The organism is Amycolatopsis kentuckyensis (assembly GCF_002155975.1).
Classification (GTDB): Bacteria; Actinomycetota; Actinomycetes; order Mycobacteriales; family Pseudonocardiaceae; genus Amycolatopsis; species Amycolatopsis kentuckyensis.
The window spans coordinates 1-1,069 of record NZ_MUMI01000790.1 but is presented as its reverse complement, the minus strand read 5'-3'; the positions used below and the strand labels follow the sequence as shown (position 1 = coordinate 1,069).

Here is a 1,069-nt window from a genome sequence, read left to right as displayed (position 1 = left end):
GGTGCGCTCGTCGGCGTCGCCTGAATGACGGTAGATCGCCGTCGGGCCGTCGCTGATGGCGATGGCCGCGACTAGGCGGCCTTCGGGGTCTCGGGTGAGTCCGGTCGTCACCGACACCTCCCGGCCGACGGTGTCGACCGTGGTGAGCGTCCGCTCCTTGTACCAGCCTCGCGTTGTCATGTTCAAAAAGCTCCGGGGGGGTGGGCACGACGGGGGATACGTCGTAGGACGCGGGGACGGCCCCGCGCGTTACGGCATACTGGGCCGCGTGATCTCCCGGCCGCACGTCCTGCTGTCCGCCGCGCAGTCGCTCGACGGCTACCTCGACGACAGCTCGCCCGAGCGGCTCGTACTGTCCACAGAGGACGACTTCGCGGTCGTCGACCGGTTGCGGGCCGAGGCCGACGCGATCTTCGTCGGGGCCGGGACAGTGCGGGCCGACAACCCGCGGCTGCTCGTCCGCTCGCCCGAGCTGCGGCAACGACGGCTGGACCGGGGGAAGCCCGAACAACCCGTCAAGGTCACCGTGACCACCCGCGGACTCGACCCGGACGCGCAGTTCTTCACCGTCGGGGACACCGAGAAGATCGTCTACGCCCCGCCCGGTGCCGCGGACGCGCTCAAGCACGTCGCCACCGTCGTCGACGCGGGGGATCCGCCGGACTTCGGGCGCATCCTCGACGACCTCGGCGCACGCGGCATCGAACACCTGCTGGTCGAGGGCGGCGGCGGGATCCACACGCGGTTCCTCACCGAGGGCCTCGCCGACGCGCTGCGGCTCGCGATCGCGCCGTTCTTCGTCGGGCAGCCCGGCGCGCCGCGGTTCGTGGGGCCCGGGCTCTACCCGCGGCCGCTCGTCCTGACCTCCGCGAACGAACTGCAGGGCATGGCGATCCTCGAATACCGCGCCGCCGACGAACCGACCGGCCGGGACGTCCAGCGCCTCAAGGAAGCCATCGCGCTCGCCGCCGAGTGCCCGCCCAGCCACACCTTCCGGGTCGGGGCCGTCATCACCGATGCCGACGGCGAGGTCGTCGCCACCGGGCATTCCGGCGAGGGCGACCCGAAC

The 1,069-nt window shown here is 72.0% G+C and carries 2 protein-coding genes; one reads left to right on the top strand and one right to left on the bottom strand.

Annotation, left to right across the window (positions count from 1 at the left end; genetic code table 11):
* A partial coding sequence (locus CCN39_RS47925) for a hypothetical protein (protein WP_086853846.1) occupies positions 1-180 on the bottom strand: 180 nt, incomplete at its 3' end.
* 88 nt (positions 181-268) lie between these two features.
* Between CCN39_RS47925 and CCN39_RS47920 the strand changes: the two genes are divergently transcribed.
* Positions 269-1,069 (top strand): dihydrofolate reductase family protein (locus CCN39_RS47920; protein ID WP_086853848.1); only part of this gene is annotated, 801 nt, incomplete at its 3' end.